Origin of the sequence: Kribbella sp. NPDC056345 (genome assembly GCF_042262745.1) — a bacterium.
Lineage (GTDB): Bacteria > Actinomycetota > Actinomycetes > Propionibacteriales > Kribbellaceae > Kribbella.
Genome location: NZ_JBHJQQ010000005.1, coordinates 265,789 through 288,075 on the forward strand (window position 1 = coordinate 265,789; position 22,287 = coordinate 288,075).

Below are 22,287 nucleotides of genomic sequence, written 5' to 3' on the forward strand. Positions count from 1 at the left end.
GCCTAGCCCTTGGGTGCCAGGTCGACTGTGACCAGGTCGCCCGGCGCGAGCCCACCCTTGGTGAGCTGGTTGGCATCGACGAGGGTGTCGAGGACCTTCTGCACCCGCGCGGTGTCGACCGCGCCGAGCGGGTCGGCGCTGTTGACCGGCAGCGTGTACGGCTTCATCAGCTCGAGCTCCTGAGTGGCCACCCCGACATCGGTCGTCGGCACATGCTTCTTCAGGATCTCCGCCGCCGCGGCCGGGTCCTTCATCGTGTCGTCGAGGCCCTTGAGCAGCGCGGCGGTGAACTTCTTGACCTGGTCCGGGTTGTCCTTGGCCAGGTCGGACCGGGTCAGGATCGCGTTCCCGTAGAGCTGCGGCAGCGCCTTGCCGAACGGCAGCATGACCGCCTTGCGGCCCTCCTTGTCGGCCTTCTCGACCAGCGGCTTGCCCACCATGAACTGACCGATGGCGTCGACCTTGCCGGTCGAGAGCAGTGTCGGCAGCGCCGGCGGCGGGGACGGGATGAAGTTGACCCTCTTGTCGTCGATCCCGACCGCCTTGGCCCAGACCGGGAACATCACCTGGTTGGTCGACCCCGGCTGATCGCCGATGGCCTTCCCCTCCAGGTCCTTCGGCTCCTTGATGCCCTTGCCCTCGAGCGTCACGATCCCGGCCATCGACGTCTGGTGGATCATCCCGACCGTGGTCACCGGCAGCTTCTGCTTACCCAAGGTGATCGCGATCGCGGTGAAGTCACCGATGCCGTAGTCGGCCTGGCCACCGGCGACCTGCTTCATCACGTCGACGGTGCCGGAGCCGGGGCTGATCTTGACGTCGAAACCGGCGTCCTTGAAGTAGCCCTTCTCCAGGGCGACGTACGCATAGGCTTCGCGGCCGAACTGGCCGAACGAGGTCAGGTAGCTGACCTTCTGCAAGCCGCTGTCGCTGCCCTTGTCGTCCCCGCTGTTGCACGCGCTGACCAGGGCGAGCCCCAGGACCGCCGTCAGCGCGACGACGGAACGCCTCAACCTCATATCGACCTCTCTCATCCGATATTTGATCAAACATCAAATATGGAAAGGTGGTCAATCGGCTCCAGGGGACTTCACCGCGACTTTACCTGCCGGTCCCGGCCGGTGAAATCGCTGAGCTTCCCGCAGTTCCCGCGTGCCACCTGTCCTGGAGCCGTTCCCCTTGACCTGGCCCTTCCCGGCCCTGCCACCCGCCCCGACCACAGACCGTACCCGCCCGGACAGCAGATCGCGACGCCCCCGGAGTGCCGATCGGGGACTTCGGCATCAAATTTGCGTAAACCCTCAACCTCTTGTGATTCCGAGCACTCCCTTCAGCTCTTGACCGCCGTTCACTCCGGCGAGGGAGGTCGGGACGACCGGGGTTTGACACGATGGAGGCGTGGTGAACGCACTCAGGTCCCTCGGCCGGGCGTCGACGTACCTGCGCTGGATCTATCTCCTGATCGGCGCCGCACTGGTCCTGGCCGTTCTCCTGGTCGGCAGTGCGGTCGGCGCGCTCACGCATGAGCTGCGGCTGCCGGGTCCCGCGAGTGCCGTGATCCTGGTGCTGCTCGGCGTCGCACCGCCGCTCGCGATCGGTTTCCTGCCCGCGGTGCGCGAGGTGGAGGGCATCGCGGTCTCCTCGCTGCTCGGCGTGAAGTTCGACGAGCGCCCCCTCGGCCCGGCCAAGACCTGGGCCCAGCGCCGCCGGACTGCCGCCTGGCTGACTCTGCATCTGGTCGCAGGCGGTCTCGTCGGCATCCTCAGTACCGCGGTCTTCGGGGCCGGGCCGGTGTTGCTCGCGGCACCGTTCCGCGCGACCGGTTCGCGCGACCTCACGCCCGGCATCTCGTACGACGTCACCGGCAGCTGGACCGATCTGTGGATGCCGCTCGCGGTGCTGGTCGCACTGGCCGCGCTGTTCTTGATCTCGTCGGCCGTCGGCGCGCTACTCGCCCACCTCGCACCACGCATCCTCGGTCCGACAGCGGCCGAGCGCATCGAACTCCTCGAGCGCCGTACGGCGACACTTGCCGAGCGCAACCGTCTGGCCCGCGAACTGCACGACAGTGTCGGCCACGCACTCAGCCTGGTGACCATCCAGGCAGCCGCAGCCCGCCGGGTGCTGGCCAGTGATCCGGAGTTCGCCGAGACCGCCCTGGGCGCCATCGAGACCTCGGCCCGGTCGGCGCTGGCCGATCTCGACCACGTGCTCGGGCTGTTGCGCGACGACCGGCGACCAGGTTCCGCGACCGCACCGCAGGCGACCCTTGACGACCTCGACCGGTTGGTGGAGGCCACGCGAGCCGGTGGAATCACCGTCACGATCGAGCGCATCGGCGCACTCGACCGGCTGCCCTCCGCGGTGTCGCGAGAGGCCTACCGGATCCTCCAGGAGGGCCTCACCAACGCGATCCGGCATGCCGGCCACCCGGACGATCAGTTGACCGTGGCCATGGAGATCCGGCTCGACGCCGCCGGGCTGCGGCTGACTGTGACCAACCCGGTCAGCGGAGATTCCGCCAACTCCGGTGGCGGGCGGGGACTGGACGGCATCCGTGAAAGAGTCGCCGTACTGCGGGGCGCAGTCGCGGCCGGCCGGGACGACGAGGACTGGCGGCTGACCGTGTCGCTGCCGGTCGCCGTGACAACGAAGGGATGACAGGCATGACGCTGTCCGTGGTCGTGGTCGACGACGAGCCGCTGATCCGCAGCGGGCTGCGCGCGATCATCAACGCCGAGCCGGACCTGAGTGTCGTCGGCGAGGCCGGCGACGGTGCCGAGGTGCTGCCGGTCGTCCGCCGGACCAACCCCGACGTCGTCCTGATGGACGTCCGGATGCCCGCGGTCGACGGCATCCAGGCGACCCGGTTGCTGCTCGACAGCCTCGACCCGGCACCGCGCGTACTGGTGGTGACCACCTTCGAGAACGACGACTATGTGTACGACGCGCTTCGCGCCGGCGCCTCCGGATTCCTTCTGAAGCGGACCCCGCCGGACGACATCATCGCGGCGATCCGCACGGTCGCGAGCAGCGAGTCGCTGCTGTTCCCGGAAGCGATCCGGGCGCTAGCGCTGGCCCACGTCGGGTCACAGGCTCAGCGACCGACCGGGCTCGACCAGTACCAGCTGACCGACCGCGAACAAGAGGTCCTCCGGCTGATGGCTCGCGGGCTGTCGAACGCGGAGATCGCGGCCGAGTTGATCCTCGGGCTGCAGACGGTCAAGACCCACGTCGCGAACGTGCTGGCCAAGCTCAACGCCCGCGACCGCACGCAGGCCGTCATCAAGGCCTACGAGTCAGGCTTCGTGCCCCTGCACTAGGTGGTTGCCGGGTCGACGTTCTCGTCGGCCAGCAAACAGGCGTTGTGCAGCGGATCGATCGCATCCGCCTTCAGCGCGACCCGCTGCAGCAGCCGGCGGAAGCTCCGCCGCTCGTCGTCGTCCAGACTGCCGAGCACCTCGTCCTCGGTGGCCGTCAGCCGCCGCTCGAGGTCGCAGAGCGTCTCCGAACCCTGCTGGGTCGGCACGATCAGGCGGGCCCGACGGTCGGCTGGGTCCGGCTGACGCTGCACCAGGCCGGCCTTCTCCAGGTCGTCGAGCAGATACGTCATCACGGTCCGGTCGACGCCGAGCTGGGCGGCCAGGTCGAGCTGCCGCTTCGGGCCGTCGGAGTTCACCGTGGCCAGCACCTGATACCCGCGTGGCCCACCCGGTACGTCGTCGAGCGCCGCCCCGGAGGCCTTCGCGTACCGGCGGAAGACGACACCCAAGGCCCAGCCGAGGTCGGTCTCCACGGGCGCGCCACTGGCCGCGCGCGGCGAGACACCACGGGCCGTGGTGGCCTCCACATCCGCCGAAGTACTGGTCACGGGCCCAGTCTACGTGGTCTACGCCACCCGGAATATGATCTGACTTGAATATGTTCTGTTCTACAGATTATCTTCGTAGCAGCTCGAATGAGCTGAGCCTCACCAAGCCTCCAGGGAGAGAAACGACTATGACGACCTTGCTACGCGTCGACGCCAGCGTGCGCCTGAACGGATCGGTCAGCCGGGCGCTCGCCGACAGCGCCGAGGCGGCCTGGCGGGCCGAGCACCCGGACGGCGTCGTCGTCCGCCGGGACCTCGGCCGCAACCCGCTACCGGCCACGGCCTGGCCCGCGCTGGCCAAGGCCCAGCTCGGCGAGGAGCCGGCCACCGACGCCGAGCAGGACCTGCTCACCGAGGCCCGCGACCTGGCCGACGAGGTGACCGCCGAGCTGAAGAACGCCGATGCGCTGCTGCTCGCGGTCCCGCTCTACAACTACGGGATCTCTCAGCACGTGAAGACCTGGATCGACCTGCTCCTCCTGGATCCCGCGTTCCTGCGCGGCCCGAACCCGATCGAGGGCCGCCCTGCCATCCTCACCCTCGCCCGCGGCGGCGGCTACCAGCCCGGTACGCCGAAGCACGGCTGGGACCACGCCACGGCGTACCTGGAGCGCATCGTCGGTGACGTCTTCGGGCTGAAGATCCGGATCGCCGCGGCCGAGCTCACCCTCGCGCCGGTCACCCCGGGCATGGAGGAGCTGATCGACCTGTCCAAGGAGTCGGAGTCCGAGGCGCACGCCAAGGCCGAGGAGCACGGCGTCGTGGTCGCGAAGGAACTGGTCGCCAAGGCCGCCTGACCGCCAGCACTCTGACGCGATGCCGTGCTAGCCGGCGTCGGGTCAGTGCAGTTGCCAGGTGGTCAGGGTGACCGAGAGGGTGACGATGGCCGGCTCGGGGAGGACTGCGATCTTGTCCGAGAGCTCGTGCGGCGGGATGTGCCGCGCGCTCGGCGTCATCAGCACCAACTGCTCCACCGCGACTCGATCCAGCCGCATCGGCTCCGCGATCACCTCGCGGCCGGTCTCGACGAAGGTCCCACCGAGGGCGTCCTGCAGGCGCCGCTCCTTGTCCTCGTCGACCGACACCATCCCCAGTACGCCGATCAGCTCCTCCAGGTGCTCCGGATTCGGAGTCACTACCAGCAGCACGCCGTCCGGTCGCAGGATCCGAGCCATCTCGGTCGCGTTCCGCGGGGCGAACACATTCAGCAGCACCTTGGCCGCACCGTCCACCACGGGCAGTTCGCGCCAGGCATCACACACCACCGAGCCGATCCGCGGATCCACCTTGGCGGCCCGGCGAGCGGCGTACCGGGAAACGTCCAGAGCGAGCCCCGGTCGCGATCTGCCGGTGACGCCGGACAGGTAGTAGCCCGTCCCGGCACCGACCTCGACGACCAGCTCGTCGCTGTCCGGCTGCAGGTATTCGGCCGCACGCAGGATCAGCGCGTCCCGGATCGGGGCGTAGTGACCACCACCCAGGAACACCGTCCGGGCGCCGACCATCCCGGCCGAGTCGCCCTCGATCCCATTCGATGCCGAGGGCAACAGATTCAGGTATCCCTGCTTGGCCAGGTCGTACGCATGCCCCTGCGCACACCGCGCCGTCCGGCCGGTCAGTGCCAGCGCATCGGCACAGACCGGACAACGCAGTACGGCGACCAGGTCGGGATCCACCCGCCCATTGTCGGTCAGACGATGTCGCGACTGGTGATCCGGGCCCACGCCGCGCAGTAGAAGACGGCCAGGTAACCGGCCTGCAGGAGCAGGTTGCGGACGATCGCATCCCAGTACGGCGGGTCGCGGAGCAGGTCGGCGAACGACGTCCAGCCGTACATCAGCAGCCACGGATGGATCACGTCGATCTGCGGGATCGCCGACAGGATGCCGAGCACGATGAACGTGCCGAAGGTGGCCGCCATCGCGGCCAGCGGGGTCGAGGTCAGCGACGACACGAACAGCCCGATCCCGGCCAGGCCCATCAGCGAGAGCGCGATCACCACCGCGATCGCCAGCGCCCGGAGCAGCCCCTCACCCAGCGAGATGGTCGAACCGGACAGCAGCAGCACATCGCCGACCGGGAAGAGCACGAAGCCGACGATCAGCCCGGCGACCCAGATCGTGAACGTCGCGGCCAGGCAGAAGATCGCCAGCGCGACCATCTTCGCGGCCAGCAACCGGGACCGCCCGGCCGGTGCGGTGAGCAGGTTCCGCAGGGTGCCGAGGCTGGATTCACCGGCCAGCGACTCCCCCGAGATCACGGTCACCGCGGTCGGCAGGAAGAACGGCAGCGAGAGCCCGAGGCTGGCCACGATCAGGAACAACCCGTTCCCCGCGACCTGGCCGAGGAATCCCTCGGCGCCGCCTTCGGTCCCGGAGAGCTTGATCGCGACCCCGATCATCACCGGGACCGCGGCGAGCACGGCCAGCAGCACCCAGGTGCGGGCACGGCCGAAGACAAGCTGCAGCTCGGACTTGAACAACGCCAGTGTGTGCCGGCCTGCGCTGGGCCTTGCGACGGCTGGGATGTCTGCAACTGCGCTACTCGGCGACATCGAAACCCTCCCCGGTGAGCGCGACGAAGGCGTCTTCGAGGCTGGGACGCTCCAGGCCGAAACCGTGGATGCGGACATCCGCGGCGACCAGTCCCGCGGCGAACTTGTCGATCGGCAACTCCCCCGCGTCACCTTCGACGGTCTCTTCGGCGGTCCGCAGGTCGGTCACCCCGAGACTCTTCAGGGTCTCGGCGGCCTTGGTGATATCCGGTGTCCGGACGACCAGCCGCGGGCGCAGCTCGGAACGCAGCTCAGCCATGCTGGACTGGCGGATCAAGCGACCGCGACTCATCACCGCGGCATGTGTGCAGACCTGCTCGACCTCTGCCAGCAGGTGGGTCGAGGTGAAGATCGTGGTGCCGTCGTTCGCCAGCTCGCGGATCAGGTTGCGCACCTCACGGGTGCCCTGCGGGTCGAGGCCGTTGGTCGGCTCGTCGAGCACGAGCAGCTCCCGGCGCTGCATCAGCGCGACCGCGATCGCCAGCCGCTGCTTCATCCCGAGTGAGTACGCCCGGACCTTCTTGCCGGCCGCGTTCGAGAGGCCGACCCGTTCAAGCGCCTCACCCGCCCGGACCTTGCGGGTGCGCGGGTCCGCCGTACGGTCGGCGGCGTCGAAGCGGAGCAGGTTCGCCTGGCCGCTCCAGAACGGATAGAACGCCGGGCCCTCCACCAGCGCGCCGACCCGCGGCAACACCCGCAGCTGCGCCTTCGGCATCGGCTGCCCGAGCAGCTCGACCTCGCCCGAGGTCGGTGCGATCAGGCCCAGCACCATCCGGATCGTGGTGGTCTTGCCGGAACCGTTCGGCCCGAGGAAGCCGAAGACGCTCCCCGCCGGGACCTCGAGGTCCACCGAGTCCACCGCCACCTGCCCACCCCGAAACCGTTTGGTCAGCCCTCGCGTGACGAGTGGCGAGCCGCCGGTCGGAGTGGCAGGTGGGGGTTTGAGGTCCGACGGGGAAGCCCCGTCGGACAGCTCCTGTGTCTCTGTCACGGTCAGCGAGGGGCCTTGGCTGCGGCGTCCTGCAGGGTCTGCGGCGTGACCAGGCCGGCGAAGACTCTGCCGTCATCGGTGATCAACGCGTTGACCATCTTGCTGGTCACGATCTTGCCCTTGCCCCACGAACCTTCGACCGTCTGCGCACCTGCGAGGAACTGGTCGACCGGACCGCCGTTGCCGGTCAGCTTGGCGCCGCGGACCATCACTACGGAGCTCCAGCCTTCACCGAGCACGGTCGGCTCATTCGCCGTACCGGGCTTCTTCTCCGGCTTGGCTTCCGGCTTGCCCGGGATGCCCTTCGGGACGTCCGGGCGGGTCGTCGGCACCTTCGGCTGCGTCACCTCGACACCCTTCGGCGGGGTGAACGCGAACGTGCTCGCAGACGGTACGGCGAAGGAGACCTGGGTGAAGCCGATCTCGACCGCCGCGTCCTTGCCGGTCCTCGGCAGCACGCTCACCTGCAGCGGGACCCAGGTCCTGGAGTCCACGGCCAGGGTCACCGAACCGACCGTCGTCTTGTCGGTCTTCGGAGTCAGCCGCAGCTTGTAGGCGTCCCGACCGGCGACCTTCTCGGTGCCGCTGACGTCGACCTTCGTGGTCGGGTCGATCGCGTCCAGGAACTGCTTGGCCACGTCCTGCGGGTTGTACGACTGCGGCGCCTTCTCCGGCTTACCGCTCGACTTGTGCGCGGGGATCTGCAGCTTGACGGCCTCACGCTTGCCCGAGTCGTAGGCCCAGGCGGACTTGCCGTCCGTCGTCCAGACCCGCTCGGCCATGTTGTCGAGCACCGAGACCCGCGCCTTGTCCGGCGCGGCGAACGCGACGCGAGCTGTGTGCTCACCGCTCAGCATCTCGGTCACCGTGCCGCTCGCGGAGTCGCTACCACCGGTCACACCAGGTAGCGCCGGCAGCCCGAGGTCCGCGGACGAGTGCACCGTGCCACTCAGCCCGTCGACCTTCGCGGTCTGCACCTTGGCCAGCAACTCCTGTGCGGAGATGTCCGGCAACTTTGGCGAGGCGTCGGCGACCACCGGCCCGAGCGTCCCCACTCCGGCCACCAAAGCCACCGCTGAAACCGGAACCAACCACCGTCGACTGCGCTGCGCTGCACCCATGTCCTCAAGACTCGCACCGGCAGCAAGCCCAGCCAAGGGTCTTCGGGGTCAGTTCCCCCGAAAGAGTGAGCCCGCCGTACGACCTGGGTCGTACGACGGGCCCGATTGCAGTGGATCAGCGGCTCTGCAGCGCGTCCAGGGCGACCGTCATCGCGGCGGCGACCCGGAAGTCGACCCGCTGGTCCTGCACCGAGACGCGGTACCGGTCCCGGATCGACATCTTCCGCTCGACCGACAGGATCGGCTGCTGGCTCGCGTTGTCGGTGAAGTCGAAGTGGAAGATGAACGGCAGCGGGATGTCACCGACGATCGGGACGACGTCCCAGACCCGGCGCAGGATCGCGATCCCGGCGCTCCGCTCGGTCCCGGACGCCTCGAACCCGGCCCCGGTCAGCTGCCAGCTCGACCGCAGCAGGCTCTTGCCGAACTCCTTCTTGAACCAGCCGATCTGCTGGCCGCTCGCGTCGAACACGTCGTACCCCGAACCGAGGTCGATCCGCTTCCGCGCCTTGAACGAGAACACCACCTGCGACTTGGTGTCGTCGGTGTAGAACGTGACTTCTTCCTTGAACGCCATCCGCTTCTGCTGGGCGAACGCCAGCAGCTGCCCGTCGGACCCGTCCGGGTTGGTCGTGATCAGCTCGTACTTGTTGGCCATCAGCGTGATCCGCTGCTTCATCGAGAAGGCGGGCACGTACATGGATCCCCCACTGGGTGGCACAGTCATGCGGAGGAGTCTGGCAGCTCCCCCGGTTCATCCCGCAATCGAACCCCACAAGCCCCCGCCCCGACCCGCAACCCCCGCCCCACCGCAACCGCCACCGCGTCACCGTCAACCACCTGTACGACGATCTCCCCGGCTCCCTGCATCGCCAGGTCCCGCACGATCTCCACCCCGGTCTCGACCCCTTCCACCGGATCCCGCACCGGCCGCCACAAAACCCCGAAGTCAGCCGCCGGCTTCGCCCCCAGCTGCACGACGATCGTGTCCGCCCGCCCGAGGTAGTCGCCCGGCTCTCCACCAACCACCACCCGAACCACCTGCACCCGCGGAGCAGCACCACCCGCTGCAGGCTCTCCTGCGCCCATCCCCCGCGTCGGATGCCCCGGGGAGGACTCTCCCGGCGCCACTCCACCCTCCACCGATCCACCCGACGCGACACCACGCTGCGAAACGCTTCCTCGCTCGCCAACAGCTTCCCCGGCTCGCGCAGCGGCGCGCTCAGCGTCCTCGGCGATCGAGGCCGGGGCGGCGCCTGGGAGGCCTCGCTTCCCCCATGACTCCTGGTGCACAGCCCACGCCAGCGGGCGGCGGGATGCCCAGCCCGATCTCACGAGTTCGGGTGCTGGAGCGAACTCGTCGACGTACCCGATGCAGAGGTAGCCGACCAGCTCGATGTGTGCGGGCAGGTCGAGTACTGCGGCGACCTCGCCCGGTTCGAAGAAGGAGACCCAGCCGACGCCGAGTCCCTCGGCCCGTGCGGCCAGCCACAGGTTCTGGATGGCGATTGCCACCGAGAACCACGTGGTGCGCGGATCCGCATGCCGGCCGAGGACGTGCCGTCCACCCCGTCCGGCGTCACACGTGACTGCGATGTTCAGGGGAGTGTCGAGAATCGCCTCGATCTTCAACCCGTCGAACTGCTTGCGCCGCTCCGCCGGCAACGACGCCGCGAACGCATCCCGCTGCGCAGCCGCCAGATCGTGGATCTTCCGCCGCGTCGCGATCTCGCGGATCAGCAGGAAGTCCCACGGCTGACTGAGTCCGACACTCGGCGCCCGGTGCGCAGACTCCAGCACCCGGGTCAGCACGTCATCCGGAATCGGCAGGTCCACGAACCCACGCCGGACATCCCGCCGCTCAGCAAGCACCCGATGCACCACATGCCGCTCCCCCGGCGCATACCCGGGAGCTGAGGAGAGCCGCCCGACCGCAGCAGTGGCTTGCGCCGACGTCCGCTTGGTGACCACCAACTCGGCACCAGTGCTCAGAACTGCGGCTTCCGCGACACTCGGCGTACCGGCGAGGCGTTCGACCTGCTCGCTCGGGCTCGGCACGTTCTGCCGACGCAGTTCAGCCGGGGCGACCGTTTGCAGCTCGGCACCGAGGTGGGCGGCCAGCCTCTGGACACCCGGCTCGGTCTCGCGGCCCTCGGCCGTGATCAGGATGCGTACCTTGCCGCCGGCCTCGGCCACGGCTTCGTCAACCAGCATTCGGAGTTCGCGGTACGACGTACCGGCGCGCAGCCCGACGCCGACGACCAGGTTCATTTCTCCAACCCAGCGTGCACCCGAGCCGCCGCCACCAACCGCGCGGGCACATCCGGGCTGGCCGTCCAATGCAGATGCAGGTACGACGCGTGCACGCGCGGCCGGGCGATTCCCTCGACCCCGCTCGGCAGGTACCAGGCCGGATCGACCTCACCGTCGAGCTCAACCGCAGTCCGGTGGAATTCGTGCCCACGAACCCGCCGCCCCTCGTCGAAGAACGCGGTCGTCGTCGCCGCGATCGCAGTCCGGTAGCCGAGCGTCAGGCTGCCGGTCATGCGGGCGGTCGCCGGGAGTACGCCGGTCATCGGGTGACCGTCGAGTTCGCGGCAGAGATACAGCAGGCCGGCACACTCCGCGATCACCGGCAGTCCGGCCGCGATCTCGGTCGCCACCTGCTGACGCAACTTCTCGTTGGCCGACAGCGCCTCCGCATGCAGCTCGGGGAACCCACCACCGAGATACAGCGCAGCGGTGGCCTCTGGCAACGGATCGTGCAGCGGATCGAACCGGACCACCTCGGCCCCGGCCGCGGTCAGCAGCTCCGTCGTTTCGGTGTAGTGGAACGAGAACACCGGCCCACCAGCCACCGCGACAACCGGCCGGCCTTCCTCCGCCGGCGTCACCTCCGCCGCCGGATCCCAGGTCGACGTCTCCAACGCGGAGGCCGCCCGGGCCGCCGCGACGAACGCCTCCAGGTCGACCCCGGCGCGGACCAGCTCAGCCGCGGCCTCGACCGCCTTCTCCGCCTGCTCGCGCTGCTCATCGGCCGGTACCAAACCCAGGTGCCGACTGGGCACCGTCAGTCGGGTGTCCCGCCGCAACACGCCCAGCACCGGTACGCCGGTCGGTGCGACTCCGGCCCGGACTTCGGCCTCATGCCGGTCGGAACCGACCTTGTTCAGGATCACGCCGACGATGCGGACTTCGGTGTCGAAGGCAACGAAACCCTGGACGACCGCACCGACACTGCGCCCCGCGGCCGAGGCGTCGACCACGAGCACGACCGGTGCCTGCAGCAACTTCGCCACGTGCGCGGTCGACGAGAACCCTTCGGTTCCGAGCGCGCCGTCGTACAGGCCCATCACGCCTTCGATCACTGCGATGTCGGCACCCTGTGCACCGTGCGCGAACAGCGGCGCCACTCGCTCTTCACCGGAGAGCATCGGATCGAGATTGCGGCCCGGCCGGCCAGTGGCCACCGCGTGGAATCCGGGGTCGATGTAGTCGGGCCCGACCTTGAACCCACCGACGACATGTCCGGCCCGCCGCAGAGCGGCCATCAGCCCGACCGCGACGGTGGTCTTGCCCGCTCCGGAGGAAGGCGCCGCCACGACAACCCGCGGGATCACCACGCTCCGCTCCCTGCGGCTACCACTCGATGCCCTTCTGGCCCTTTTGCCCGGCGTCCATCGGGTGTTTGACCTTGGTCATCTCGGTGACCAGGTCCGCCGCGTCGATCAGGCGCTGGTCGGCGTTGCGGCCGGTGATGACGACGTACTGATGGCCGGGGCGGTTGACCAGGGTCTCGACGACCTCGTCGACATCGACCCAGCCCCACTTCATCGGGTAGGTGAATTCGTCCAGCACGTAGAGATCGTGGGTCTCGGCGGCGATCCGGCGCTGGATCTCGCGCCAGCCCTCGACGGCGTCGGCGGCGTGGTCCTCCTCGGTACCGGCCTTGCGCGACCAGCTCCAGCCCTCACCCATCTTGTGCCACTCGACCGGCCCACCCTGACCGGTTGCCTCGTGCAACTGGCCGAGCGCCTTGAAGGCACCCTCCTCGCCGACCTTCCACTTCGCACTCTTGACGAACTGGAAGACGCCGATGTTCCAGCCCTGGTTCCAGCCGCGCAGCGCCATCCCGAAGGCGGCGGTCGACTTCCCCTTCATCTCACCGGTGTGCACCATCAGCAGCGGCCGGTTGCGTCGCTGCCGCGTGGTCAGGCCGTCCTGTGGCACGACCTCCGGCTGTCCCTTCGGCATCAGGCCGCCTTCCGTTCGGTGACCGCACGAACAAGGTTGCCAGCGGCAACATCACCGAGGTCCAGGTACTCCGCCCCCAGGTCGGTGGCGAGCTCACCGGCGAGCCCGAGCCGGACCCCGCGGCGCGGCTCACAGTCGACCACCACGGTCGCGATCCCCCGCTGCGCAAGCCATCCGGCCGCCTGCTTGGCCCGGGCGAACGCCTTCTCCCCATGCGTCGCCCGGCCATCGGTGACAAGCACCAGCAACGGCCGCCGCCGCGGATCCCGGATCGCCGCGATCCGCAGTACCTCCGCCGCCTGCATCAACCCCTCGGCCAGCGGCGTCCGCCCACCCGTCGGAAGCGACTCAAGCCGCCGTACGGCGGTCTCCACACTCCCGGTCGGCGGCAACGCAACAGTCGCCTCCGCACCAGCAAACGTGACAAGCCCGACGGTGTCGCGCCGCTGATAAGCATCAAGCAACAGCGAAACGATCGCCGTCTTCACCTCACCCATCCGCCGCTTCGTCCCCATCGACCCAGAAGCATCCACACAGAACAGAACAAGATTCCCCTCCCGCCCCTCCCGCACAGAAAGCCGCACGTCACCACCCCGAACCACCAGCCCGCGGGCCTCCGCTCCGAAACTGCGTCGGCCACGGGCGTGCTGGTGTGGTGCTGCGGCTCGGATCGTGGCGAGCAGGTGCGGTCGGCCCGACTCGCGTCCCACGCGTGCGCGATCGCCCACCACTCGTCCTACCTCGGTGATCGCTCGCGACCGGCGACCGGCCACGCCGGCACCCGCCGCCTGCACGCTCAGCAGGCGCGCCTTGTACGGCTCGGAGCTTCCGACGACCTCGCCAACTGGGGTCGGTCGGCCGGGGCGGTTCGTGTCGGCGTCGGCCGGTTCCGGGTCGGTGGAGTTCCGCGGAAGGTCCGGCCCTGTGGGGTCGCTGGGCGCGTCCGACCCGTCTGACCGGTCGGCGGTTGAGCCGTCGCCCGAGTCTGCCGGGTCAGCACCGTCGCGTGGGTCTGCGGGGTCTGCGCCGTCGCCCGAGTTCGACGGGTCGGCACCGCCACCCGGGCCACCGTTGTCCGGGCCGCCGTCGGGGTCGTCTTCGGGATCCGGCGGAGGCGGCGTACTGTCTTGGATCGCCTGCTCGAGTTGGTCTTCGTCCATGCCTGGGGCGTCGAAGGGGTTTCGGCGGCGGCGGTGTGGGAGCGCGAGTTTGGCGGCGGCGCGGACGTCCTCGACCTCGACCACGGTCCGCCCGGACCACGCTGCGTGGGCGACTGCGGTGCGGGCGGTGACCAGGTCGGCGCGCATACCGTCCACGTCGAACGACGCGCAGATCTCGGCGATCTGCCGCAACGCCGAGTCGGTCAGGATGACTTCGCTCAGCAGATCACGCGCCTTCACGATCCGCTCCGCGAGCTCGCGTTGCGGGCCGTCGTACCGGATGACGAACGCGGCCGGATCGGCCTCGTACGACAGCCGCGCGCGCATCACCTCGACGCGTACGGCGGGATCCCGGCTGGCGACCACGTCGACAGTGAGCCCGAACCGGTCGAGCAGTTGCGGCCGCAGCTCTCCTTCCTCCGGGTTCATCGTGCCGACGAGCACGAACCGCGCCGGGTGCGTGACCGACACCCCGTCGCGTTCGACCGTCGCCCGTCCCATCGCCGCCGCGTCCAGCAGCACGTCCACCAGGTGGTCGTGCAGGAGGTTGACCTCGTCGACGTACAGCAGTCCGCGGTGCGCAGCCGCCAGCAGTCCCGGCTCGTACGCCGTGATTCCCTCGGCCAGCGCCTTCTCCAGATGCAGCGACCCCAGCACCCGGTCCTCGGTCGCGCCCACCGGCAGCTCGACCAACCGGGCCGCCCGGCTCACCGCCTCCGGCGCCACGTGCGGCCCGTCCGGACAGTCCGACGCCGGAGCTGCGGGATCACAGGAGAACCGGCACCCCGGTACGACGTCCACCGGTGGCAGGATCTCGGTCAGCGCGCGGACGGCGGTCGACTTCGCCGTCCCCTTCTCACCGCGGATCAGCACACCGCCGATCGCCGGTGAGATCGTCGCGAGGATCAGCGCAAGCTGAAGGTCTTCCATCCCGACCACCGCAGTGAACGGAAAGCCGGTCGAGGGTGGCGCAGGCCGCATCAGCGGGGAATCCCTTCGTCAGCGGGTGTCCGCGCCCGCTTCGGCAACTGGTACGCCACGGGGACCGCGGCGGACAGGGTGTGGATGTCCTGGCTTCCGGTCTCCCGGTCACAGTGGCGGGACCGCCCCGGACTTCCGGGCCCAGACCCGGTCACCGGTGTTCCTCCACACCTGTCCGCTCGATCATGGCACACCCCGCCCCACCGCTCAGCGACCAGGTTCACACCTACCCTGGCCGCATGATCAAGGCCTGCCTGAACGGCGACCGCACCCGCGCCGACCACCCCGGTGTCCCCATCACCCCGGCCGAACTCGCCGACGCCGCCGCGGCCGCCGTACAAGCCGGGGCCGACGCCCTGCACCTGCACCCCCGCGGCGCCGACGAACGGGAAAGCCTGCACTGGCCCGACATCCGCGCCGCCGTCGAAGCAGTCCGGGCCGCCTGCCCCGGCATCCCGCTCGGCGTCTCGACCCGCGAACCGATCGTCCCCGACCTCACCGAACGCCTCCGCCTGATCGCCGAGTGGCACCCCGGCCCCGACTTCGCCAGCGTCAACTTCCACGAACCCGGCGCCGCCCAGATCGCCGACCTCCTCCTGGCCCGCGGAATCGCCGTCGAAGCCGGCCTCTTCACCCCCGAAGCCGCCGCCACCTACCTCACCTGGTCCGGCCCCACCCACCGCATCCTGATCGAAGCAATCCCCGGCATCTCCCCCGGCACCGACGGCCCCACCGCCGCCCAATCCATCCTCGCCGCCCTCCCCACCACCGACATCCCGCTCCTGGTGCACGGCGAATCCCACTGGACCTGGCCAACTCTCCACTGGGCCCAAGCCCAAGGCCACAACCTCCGCCTAGGCCTGGAAGACACCCTCACCACCCCCACCGGAGAACGCGCCGACTCGACCGCGGATCTGCTCAGGTTCCTGTAGCCAAGGACACGTAGTAGTGCCTCCGAGGGCACCGGTGGCCGCTCGGCCGAGCGTGTCCCACCGCGGAGTTCGGTACCTCTACGTGTCCTTACCGACGCCTGTGGATAACTCCAGCCGCGATTCGGCGAGATCCGGCACGCTCGTGGGATGGATTCCCTCGCCGACATCGTGGCCCGGCTGGGCGGTTCGGCCCATGCTGCGCAGCTCCTCCAGCTCACCACCGAGCGGAAGTTGCGAGCCGCCGTCCAGGGCGGAGAGCTGGAGCGAGTCGCCCGTGGGCACTACGCGTTGCCTTCCCTCGGGCCGCACCGGCTCGCCGCGCTCGCCTACGACGGTGTCGCGTCCCACGTGAGCGCCGCTCACCTGTGGGGTCTGCCGCTGCTCACTCACCCCGAGCTGCCACATGTCACCGTCCCGGTCGACCGTCGCGCTCGGCGCGGTCGGCCGGCGGTGCTGCATTGGGGACCGGTGACGGGCGACGAGCGACTCGCGCGGACCACGACCCTGCTCCGAACCGTGATCGACTGTGCCCGGATCCTGCCGCTCGGCGAGGCGCTCGCCGTGGCCGACGCGGCTCTCCGCACCAGGCGGCTGAGTCCGGCCGAGCTCGAAACTGCAGCGACCGGGATGCGCGGCTTCGGCCGTCCGCTCGCCCTGCAGGTCGCGGCGGCCGCCACACCGCTCGCGGAGAGCTTTCTGGAGTCGGTGTTCCGGGGCCTCCTGATCTCGGCCGGGTTCACGGAGTTCGAGCCGCAGGTCGTCGTGCACAACGCGATGGGTTTCATCGGCCGGGTGGATCTCGGGAGCCGGCAGCTCAGGCTGGCGCTCGAAGTCGAGGGGTACGAATTCCACGGCCGGCCGGATGCATTCGCCGCGGACTGCCGGCGGTACGACGATCTGGTTGCCGCCGGCTGGCTGGTGCTCAGGTTCACCTACCAGCAGATCCTCTGGGATCCCACCTGGGTGGTCGACACCGTGCGGGCGGCTGTGTCGCTAAGAACACGTAGTGGTGCACCCGATCAGCCCGGTTCACGCCTGGGTGTGGCTGCGCATCGGGCGGCTTAGCGACCTCTACGTGTCGTTACCGACAAGAACTCCAGCACGACCTCGGCGTAGTGGTCCGGCTCCTCGTAGTGGGGGAAGTGGCCGGAGTGGGGGAAGGTGATGGCTGGGCGGCCGGTGGTGCGGTAGGTGTGGACTGAGAGGGGGTCGGTGGCGGGGTCTTTGATGCCTTCGATGAGGAGGGTGGGTTGGGGGATGTCGGCGAGGCGGTCGAGTTTGGAGGTGTAGAGGTCGGCGAGGGTTGGGAGGTGGCTGTAGGCGCGGGACCACATCTCTTCGGTGAAACCGGCGTCGCGGCCCAGTTGCTCGAAGGCGGGGCGGCGGGACGGGTCGTACCAGGAGAGGTCCTGGAAGGCTTCGCCGAGGTCGAAGGCCAGTTCGTAGGTTTTGTCGTCGGGGGTGATGCGGCGTGGGAGGGCTGCGAGTTCGCGGCAGCGGGCGGCGGTGGCTGGGTCGCCTGCGGCGTCGTAGAGGTCGGCGAAGATGGGCAGGCGGTAGCGGTCGTTGGCGTCGAAGTCCCAGCAGGGGCAGTCGAAGACGACAGCGGTGACGGAGTCGGGATGCCGGATGGCGTACTCGACGGCGTAGTTGCCACCGGCCGAGTGACCGAGGATTGCCCACTGCTCGATGCCGAGCCGGCGGCGGAGTTCCTCGAAGTCGTCGATCAGGATGTCCATCCGGATCTCGAGGTCGGTCGGGTCCGAGCGCAGGACGCCACGCTGGTCCGGAGCGATCACGTGCAGCTGCCGGCCGAGACGTGAGCCTTGGCACTGCGTCCAGTGGTAACCACCACCATGACCATGAATGAACAGCAACGGCTGCGAACCCGGGTCGCCGTACTGGTCGACGTACAGGTTGGTGCCGTTGATCTTCATCGGTACGACGACAGTCGCTTCGCCAGTGCGTTGGCGGCGTCCTCGTCGGGGAGCGCGCGGATGCCGACCAGCGGGGTGACGGTGACGAACCCCGCCCGCAGCAACGCCTTGTCGCTGTTCGGGGGTGCGTCGGAGCGGTCCGGCTCCAGCGTGATCATCGGCTCACCCGTCGGCGCCGTCGTACTCATCAGGCGCGAGTTCTTGATCGGCGCCAGCGTCGCATGCCGTACGCCGGACAGTTCGTCGAGTGGACGGTCGGGCACGTTCAGGCTCAGCACGGTGCCGGCCGGTTCGGAGGCGATCCAGCCGAGTGCTTCGACGGCCATCGTCGCCGCGGTCGGCCAGTGCGCCGGGTCCTCGCTGTCGATGCTGATCGCGACCGCCGACATCCCCTGCCCGGCCGCCGTCAGGGCCGCGGCCACCGTTCCCGAGTGGAAGATCGGGATGCCGATGTTGTGCCCGCGGTTGATTCCCGACAGCACCAGATCCGGCGCCGGGCCGAACGCTCCGAGCGTCGCGAGCGTCACCGCGAGGGCCGGAGTGCCGGCCACGCCGCAGTACGCGATCCCGTGCTCGTCCTCGGTCACCGTCCGGATCGGGCGATCGACCAGGCCGGCCCGTGCGGAGCCGACACCGCTCTGGTCGTCGAGCGGTGCCACCACGAGCACGTCGTGCCCGAGCTCCGCGATCGCCGGGGCGAGCGCGCGGATCCCGGGAGCCTGGAAACCGTCGTCGTTGGTGATCAGAATCCGCGCCATACCTCCACCCAATCAGCCGCGGTCCTCGATGTCACCCTCCGTCTCAAGGACTGCGTTCCGCAGGGTTTCCAAAGCTTCGTCACTCGGCGAAGCCCACAACCCTCGCTGCGCGGCCTCGAGCAGCCGCTCGGCGATCCCGTGCCGGGCCCAGGGGTTGGACTTGCGGAAGAACTCGGCCATCTCCGGGTCCGCGACGTACTCGGTGGTGAGCGTCTCGTACATCCAGTCGTCGACCACCCCCGCGGTCGCGTCGTACCCGAAGAGGTAGTCGACGGTCGCCGCCATCTCGAAGGCACCCTTGTACCCGTGCCGCCGCATCGCGGCCATCCACCGCGGGTTCACCACCCGGGCCCGGAAGACCCGCTTGGTCTCTTCTTCCAGGGTTCGGGTGCGAACCTGCGCCGGTACGGCGGAGTCGCCGACATAGGCCTTCGGGTTGGAACCGGTCAGGTGCCGGACCATCGCGATCATGCCGCCGTGGTACTGGAAGTAGTCGTCGGAATCCATGATGTCGTGCTCGCGGGTGTCCGCGTTCTTCGCGGCGACCTGGATCCGCGCGTACGCACGTTCCATCGACCCGCGCGCCTCGGCGCCGTCGAGGTCCTTGCCGTACGCGTACCCGCCCCAGACCGCGTACACCTCGGCCAGCTCGGCGTCGGTGCGCCAGTTCCGCGCGTCCACGAGCGGGAGCAGGCCGGCGCCGTACGAGCCGGGCTTGGAGCCGAAGACCCGAGCCGTTGCCGACCGTACGTCGTTGCCCGCGGCAACGTCATCGTTGACATGAGCCCGTAGATAGTTGTCGGCGGCATCTTCGTCGAGCGCGGCCACCGTCCGGACCGCTTCGTCGAGCAGCTGAACGACGTGCGGGAAGGCGTCCCGGAAGAAGCCGGAGATCCGGATCGTGACGTCGATCCGCGGCCGGCCCAGCTCTTCCAAACCAACAACTTCGAAGCCGGTGACACGTCGCGAGGCTTCGTCCCAGACCGGGCGGCAACCGAGCAGCCAGAGCACCTCGGCGAGATCGTCGCCCTGGGTCCGCATGGCCGACGTACCCCAGACCGTGAGGCCTACCGAGCGCGGCCATTCCCCCGTCTCCGTCTTGTGCCGCGCCAGCAGCGAGTCGGCCAGCGCGACGCCGACGTCCCAGGCGTTCCGGCTCGGGATCGCCTTCGGGTCCACGGCGTAGAAGTTCCGGCCGGTCGGCAGCACGTTCACCAGACCACGAGTCGGCGAACCCGACGGCCCCGCCTCGACGAAGCGGCCGTCCAAGGCCCGCAACACGTTGGTGAGCTCGTCGTCCGTGCGATTCAGACGCGGCACGACCTCGGTCGCCGCGAAGGTCAGTGAGGCCTCGACGCCGACCGACGATCGGCCGATCACCTCGGCCACGACGACCGGGACCTTCGCAGCGTCCCAGCTCAGGGTCTCCATGGCGACGACCAGCTTGCGCGCGACCGCCTCCAGGATGTCGACGCCATCGGCGCCACTCACCGCGGGAAGATCGGCCAGCGTCGCCAACGAGGTCAGCTCAGCGGCGAGACCGGGGTTCGCGAGCAGCTCGGCCTCGTCGACACCGAAGGTCTCCCCCAGCGCGGTCCGCAGGCCGGGGATCGAGTACGAACCGCCCCACAGCTGCCGCGCCCGCAGTACGGCGAGGACCAGGTTGATCCGGGCCTCGTCGGCCGGGACCCCACCGAGGATGTGCAGCCCGTCGCGGATCTGCACGTCCTTGATCTCACACAGGTATCCGTCGAGGTGCAGGACGAATTCGTCGAAGGCTTCGTCATCAGGCTTCTCAGAAGTGTGCAGATCGTGGTGCAGTTGCGCGGCCTGGATCAACGTCCAGATCTGCGCCCGCAACGTCGGCACCTTCTCCGGGTCGAGCGCCTGGACGGTCGCGTACTCGTCGAGCAGGTACTCCAGCTTGGCCATGTCGCCGTACGTCTCGGCCCGCGCCATCGGCGGCACCAGGTGGTCGACGACGACCGCGTGCGCGCGCCGCTTGGCCTGCGTCCCTTCACCCGGGTCGTTGACGATGAACGGGTAGACCATCGGCAGGTTCCCCAGCACGGCGTCCGGCGCACAGTCGGCCGCCATCCCGATGCCCTTGCCGGGCAGCCATTCGAGCGTCCCGTGCTTACCGAGGTGTACGACGGCATGCGCTCCGAAGCCACCGTCGGCCGGAGCGTTCTCCAACCACCGGTACGCCGCCAGGTAGTGGTGCGACGGTGCCATGTCGGGGTCGTGGTAGATCGCGACCGGGTTCTCGCCGAAGCCACGGGGCGGCTGGATCATCAGTACGACATTGCCGAACCGCAGCGCGGCCAGCGCGATCGCCGGCTCGGGTCCGGAGTTGTCGACGTACAGCGAACCCGGCGCCTCACCCCACGCCTCGGTCATTGCCTCCTGCAACGTTTCCGGCGTCTTGGCGAACCAGGTCGAGTACGTCGACAGCGGGATGGTCGCCACCGCGGAGGCCAACTGCTCATCGGTCAGCCAGTCGACGTCGTGACCGCCGGCCGCGATCAGCCGGTGGATCAGCCCGTCGGCGCCGTCAGCTCCCTGCAACTCGCTGAGGTCGAGCCCACCGAGGTCGTACCCGGCCTCCTCGAGCTTGCCGAGCAACTGGACCGCCGAGGCCGGCGTGTCCAGCCCGACGGCGTTGCCGATCCGGGCGTGCTTGGTCGGGTACGACGAGAGCACCAGCGCGAGCTTCTTCTCCGCCACCGGGACGTGCCGCAGGCGGGCATGCGCGACCGCGATCCCGGCCAGCCGGGTGCACCGCTCGGGGTCCGGCGCGTAGCGGGCCAGCCCATCTGCGTCGTACGACTTGAAGGAGAACGGGATGGTGATGATCCGGCCGTCGAACTCGGGGATCGCAACCTGGGTGGCGGCGTCGAGCGGGCTGATCGCCGCGTCACTGGCCAGCCACTGCTCATGGGTCGAGGTCAGCGCGAGCCCTTGGATCAGCGGGATGTCGAGCGACGCGAGCGCACCGGCATCCCAAGCGTCATCCGAACCACCGGCGCTGGCGTTCGCGGCGACGGATCCACCGGCCGCGAGCAGCGTGGTGACCAGTACGTCGCACTTCCGCAGTAGCTCGAACAGACCGGCGTTCTCATCGCTCGTGGGGTCGAGCCCGCGCAGGGTCCCGCAGTACACGGGCAGCGGTTGCGCACCAGCCGCCTCGACTGCGGCCGCGAGCGTGTCGACGAACGCCGTGTTGCCCGCGATCTCGTGCGCGCGGTAGTAGACGATCCCGACCACCGGCCGGTCGTCTTCGGCAAACGTCCCTCGCACCCCGTACGCCGGGAGCGCGGCAGGCGGGTCGAATTCGTCGCCGGTGAGCAGGATGGTGTCGCTCAGGAAGCCGGCCAGGTTCCGGAGGTTGTCCGCGCCGCCCTCGCGTAGGTACGCCAGCGCCTCGGTCACCGCACCCGCGGGCACGGTCGACAGCGACATCAGCTCCGCGTCAGGCGCCGCCTCACCACTGACCACCACCGCCGGCTTCCCGGACGCGAGAACCGCGTCCAGCCCGTCCTCCCACGCCCGCTTACCACCCAGCAGCCGCACCACGACGATCTGGGCGGCCTCCAGCAACGGGGCGAGCTCGTTCAGCTCGAGGCGCGCCGGGTTCGCGACCTTCCAGCCGGCCCCCGCCTCCGCCGCGGCCAGTAGGTCAGTGTCGGCAGTAGACAACAGCAAAAGGTTCGCAGGCACGCTGAACC

At 69.3% G+C, this 22,287-nt stretch carries 19 protein-coding genes and 1 riboswitch; of the genes, 5 read left to right on the top strand and 14 right to left on the bottom strand.

The genetic code is table 11. From position 1 onward, the window contains the following. Positions 1 to 2: 2 nt before the first annotated feature. On the bottom strand, positions 3 to 1,019 hold the full coding sequence (locus ACFCV3_RS20020) for an ABC transporter substrate-binding protein (protein WP_376031800.1): 1,017 nt from the start codon (positions 1,017 to 1,019) through the stop codon (positions 3 to 5). A gap of 382 nt (positions 1,020 to 1,401) precedes the next feature. On the opposite strand from ACFCV3_RS20020, the gene ACFCV3_RS20025 reads away from it, so the two are divergent. Next, entirely contained in the window at positions 1,402 to 2,661 is a 1,260-nt protein-coding gene (locus ACFCV3_RS20025) for a sensor histidine kinase (protein ID WP_376031802.1), read from the top strand. 5 nt (positions 2,662 to 2,666) lie between these two features. Further along, a complete protein-coding gene (locus tag ACFCV3_RS20030) occupies positions 2,667 to 3,323 on the top strand; it encodes a response regulator (protein WP_376031804.1) in 657 nt (218 codons plus the stop codon). Here ACFCV3_RS20030 and ACFCV3_RS20035 read toward each other — a convergent pair. Further along, complete coding sequence (locus ACFCV3_RS20035; protein ID WP_376031806.1) at positions 3,320 to 3,871, bottom strand: MarR family winged helix-turn-helix transcriptional regulator; 552 nt, start codon at positions 3,869 to 3,871, stop codon at positions 3,320 to 3,322. The two genes, ACFCV3_RS20030 and ACFCV3_RS20035, sit on opposite strands and share 4 nt — an antisense overlap. A gap of 128 nt (positions 3,872 to 3,999) precedes the next feature. Here ACFCV3_RS20035 and ACFCV3_RS20040 point away from each other — a divergent pair, with 128 nt between their 5' ends. After that, positions 4,000 to 4,668: an FMN-dependent NADH-azoreductase gene (locus ACFCV3_RS20040; RefSeq protein ID WP_376031808.1), complete on the top strand. Its 669-nt coding sequence runs from the start codon at positions 4,000 to 4,002 to the stop codon at positions 4,666 to 4,668. A 42-nt stretch (positions 4,669 to 4,710) separates the two neighbouring features. Here ACFCV3_RS20040 and ACFCV3_RS20045 read toward each other — a convergent pair whose 3' ends face one another. From ACFCV3_RS20045 to ACFCV3_RS20085, 9 genes are all read right to left on the bottom strand, one after another. Further along, entirely contained in the window at positions 4,711 to 5,547 is an 837-nt protein-coding gene (locus tag ACFCV3_RS20045; protein ID WP_376031810.1) for a putative RNA methyltransferase, read from the bottom strand. A gap of 14 nt (positions 5,548 to 5,561) precedes the next feature. Continuing rightward, complete coding sequence (locus ACFCV3_RS20050; protein WP_376031812.1) at positions 5,562 to 6,425, bottom strand: ABC transporter permease; 864 nt, start codon at positions 6,423 to 6,425, stop codon at positions 5,562 to 5,564. Next, positions 6,412 to 7,416, bottom strand: a complete 1,005-nt coding sequence (locus ACFCV3_RS20055) for an ABC transporter ATP-binding protein (RefSeq protein WP_376031814.1) — start codon at positions 7,414 to 7,416, stop codon at positions 6,412 to 6,414. The genes ACFCV3_RS20050 and ACFCV3_RS20055 overlap by 14 nt, the downstream gene beginning before the upstream one ends. Positions 7,417 to 7,418: 2 nt before the next feature. After that, positions 7,419 to 8,480, bottom strand: a complete 1,062-nt coding sequence (locus ACFCV3_RS20060; RefSeq protein ID WP_376031816.1) for an outer membrane lipoprotein carrier protein LolA — start codon at positions 8,478 to 8,480, stop codon at positions 7,419 to 7,421. Between the two features lie 172 nt (positions 8,481 to 8,652). Next, entirely contained in the window at positions 8,653 to 9,264 is a 612-nt protein-coding gene (locus ACFCV3_RS20065) for a hypothetical protein (protein WP_376031818.1), read from the bottom strand. Beyond that, the gene (gene bluB / locus ACFCV3_RS20070) at positions 9,261 to 10,808 is read right to left on the bottom strand and encodes a 5,6-dimethylbenzimidazole synthase (protein ID WP_376031820.1); all 1,548 of its coding nucleotides are present in this window, start codon (positions 10,806 to 10,808) and stop codon (positions 9,261 to 9,263) included. Before bluB ends, ACFCV3_RS20065 begins: the two co-directional genes overlap by 4 nt. Next, positions 10,805 to 12,160 (bottom strand): cobyrinate a,c-diamide synthase, encoded by a 1,356-nt coding sequence (locus ACFCV3_RS20075; protein ID WP_376031821.1) that lies wholly within the window; start codon positions 12,158 to 12,160, stop codon positions 10,805 to 10,807. Before ACFCV3_RS20075 ends, bluB begins: the two co-directional genes overlap by 4 nt. Positions 12,161 to 12,176: 16 nt before the next feature. Further along, positions 12,177 to 12,791, bottom strand: a complete 615-nt coding sequence (gene cobO, locus ACFCV3_RS20080; RefSeq protein ID WP_376031823.1) for a cob(I)yrinic acid a,c-diamide adenosyltransferase — start codon at positions 12,789 to 12,791, stop codon at positions 12,177 to 12,179. Beyond that, on the bottom strand, positions 12,791 to 14,881 hold the full coding sequence (locus ACFCV3_RS20085) for a magnesium chelatase subunit D family protein (protein WP_376031825.1): 2,091 nt from the start codon (positions 14,879 to 14,881) through the stop codon (positions 12,791 to 12,793). The genes cobO and ACFCV3_RS20085 overlap by 1 nt, the downstream gene beginning before the upstream one ends. Positions 14,882 to 15,017: 136 nt before the next feature. Beyond that, a riboswitch (cobalamin riboswitch) is annotated at positions 15,018 to 15,095 on the bottom strand. A 76-nt stretch (positions 15,096 to 15,171) separates the two neighbouring features. Here ACFCV3_RS20085 and ACFCV3_RS20090 point away from each other — a divergent pair. Both ACFCV3_RS20090 and ACFCV3_RS20095 read left to right on the top strand, forming a co-directional pair. Further along, a complete protein-coding gene (locus ACFCV3_RS20090; RefSeq protein ID WP_376031827.1) occupies positions 15,172 to 15,864 on the top strand; it encodes a 3-keto-5-aminohexanoate cleavage protein in 693 nt (230 codons plus the stop codon). 147 nt (positions 15,865 to 16,011) lie between these two features. Further along, the gene (locus ACFCV3_RS20095) at positions 16,012 to 16,929 is read left to right on the top strand and encodes a DUF559 domain-containing protein (protein WP_376031829.1); all 918 of its coding nucleotides are present in this window, start codon (positions 16,012 to 16,014) and stop codon (positions 16,927 to 16,929) included. On the opposite strand, the gene ACFCV3_RS20100 is transcribed toward ACFCV3_RS20095, so the two are convergent. From ACFCV3_RS20100 to cobN, 3 genes are read right to left on the bottom strand one after another with little or no spacing between them, the layout of a single operon-like run. Next, complete coding sequence (locus ACFCV3_RS20100) at positions 16,926 to 17,801, bottom strand: alpha/beta fold hydrolase (protein WP_376031831.1); 876 nt, start codon at positions 17,799 to 17,801, stop codon at positions 16,926 to 16,928. The genes ACFCV3_RS20095 and ACFCV3_RS20100 overlap by 4 nt on opposite strands. After that, complete coding sequence (gene surE / locus ACFCV3_RS20105; protein WP_376031833.1) at positions 17,798 to 18,559, bottom strand: 5'/3'-nucleotidase SurE; 762 nt, start codon at positions 18,557 to 18,559, stop codon at positions 17,798 to 17,800. The genes ACFCV3_RS20100 and surE overlap by 4 nt, the downstream gene beginning before the upstream one ends. Before the next feature lie 12 nt (positions 18,560 to 18,571). Continuing rightward, a complete protein-coding gene (gene cobN / locus ACFCV3_RS20110) occupies positions 18,572 to 22,279 on the bottom strand; it encodes a cobaltochelatase subunit CobN (RefSeq protein WP_376031835.1) in 3,708 nt (1,235 codons plus the stop codon). Positions 22,280 to 22,287 lie beyond the last annotated feature (8 nt).

Coding starts and splice junctions, on each gene's coding strand:
- ACFCV3_RS20050 (WP_376031812.1), bottom strand. CDS start 6,425: ATGTCGCCGAGTAGCGCAGTTGCAGACATCCCAGCCGTCGCAAGGCCC.
- ACFCV3_RS20030 (WP_376031804.1), top strand. CDS start 2,667: ATGACGCTGTCCGTGGTCGTGGTCGACGACGAGCCGCTGATCCGCAGC.
- bluB (WP_376031820.1), bottom strand. CDS start 10,808: ATGAACCTGGTCGTCGGCGTCGGGCTGCGCGCCGGTACGTCGTACCGC.
- ACFCV3_RS20100 (WP_376031831.1), bottom strand. CDS start 17,801: ATGAAGATCAACGGCACCAACCTGTACGTCGACCAGTACGGCGACCCG.
- ACFCV3_RS20085 (WP_376031825.1), bottom strand. CDS start 14,881: ATGGAAGACCTTCAGCTTGCGCTGATCCTCGCGACGATCTCACCGGCG.
- ACFCV3_RS20020 (WP_376031800.1), bottom strand. CDS start 1,019: ATGAGGTTGAGGCGTTCCGTCGTCGCGCTGACGGCGGTCCTGGGGCTC.
- ACFCV3_RS20040 (WP_376031808.1), top strand. CDS start 4,000: ATGACGACCTTGCTACGCGTCGACGCCAGCGTGCGCCTGAACGGATCG.
- cobO (WP_376031823.1), bottom strand. CDS start 12,791: ATGCCGAAGGGACAGCCGGAGGTCGTGCCACAGGACGGCCTGACCACG.
- ACFCV3_RS20095 (WP_376031829.1), top strand. CDS start 16,012: ATGGATTCCCTCGCCGACATCGTGGCCCGGCTGGGCGGTTCGGCCCAT.
- surE (WP_376031833.1), bottom strand. CDS start 18,559: ATGGCGCGGATTCTGATCACCAACGACGACGGTTTCCAGGCTCCCGGG.
- ACFCV3_RS20065 (WP_376031818.1), bottom strand. CDS start 9,264: ATGACTGTGCCACCCAGTGGGGGATCCATGTACGTGCCCGCCTTCTCG.
- ACFCV3_RS20090 (WP_376031827.1), top strand. CDS start 15,172: ATGATCAAGGCCTGCCTGAACGGCGACCGCACCCGCGCCGACCACCCC.